Raw genomic sequence first — 607 nt, 5'->3', positions numbered from 1 at the left:
TTTTTAATATATTAATTCTTGTATTTCTTATTTTATTCTGCCTTGATAGAGAAGATGAAATAAGTGATTTATCAATAGTTTTTTTATCATTGTATATTTCATTGTATTATATTACTCCATTAATAGGGAGGTATATGGTTACTTTTTTACCATTTCTTATTCTTTTTTTAGTTAAAAAGAATAAGTTGCAAAATTATATATTGTTAATATTGTTGATTTTGGTGTATGGTTATGTATCTTATAGTGGTGCATTATTGCAAAATAGTTTATTAGTTAATGATTATCGGGAATTGAGATTTTGATTAAATTGATAAAAGCCAAAATAGTAAATTTATTTCATTATTTATATTTTTGGAATGCTTATTTTTTTTCAAAAGTTGAAAAACGAATTGGCAATAAAAGTGATGTCATTAATTATAATGATATTGATATTATTAATGATAGTATTTTGCTTAATAATATACCTAAAGTGATTTGGGTTTTTTGGTATGATGAAAATATTCCAGATTTAGTGCAAAAGTGTATTTTAAATATAAGGAGAATTAATTTTGACTATGAAGTCAAATTACTAAATAAAAAAAATATAGTTGAATATTTAGATCTTAAT

At 20.9% G+C, this 607-nt stretch carries 2 protein-coding genes; both read left to right on the top strand.

Annotated features, from left to right (window positions below):
* Positions 1-302 (top strand): hypothetical protein (locus KPC_RS20685; RefSeq protein ID WP_213065925.1); only part of this gene is annotated, 302 nt, incomplete at its 5' end.
* The coding region (locus KPC_RS20270; protein WP_213065924.1) for a capsular polysaccharide synthesis protein at positions 299-607 on the top strand (309 nt) is incomplete at its 3' end. The genes KPC_RS20685 and KPC_RS20270, both read left to right, overlap by 4 nt.

The sequence above is a fragment of the Acinetobacter stercoris genome, from assembly GCF_900323515.1.
Classification (GTDB): domain Bacteria; phylum Pseudomonadota; class Gammaproteobacteria; order Pseudomonadales; family Moraxellaceae; genus Acinetobacter; species Acinetobacter stercoris.
This window is presented reverse-complemented; position numbering and strand designations above follow the sequence as displayed.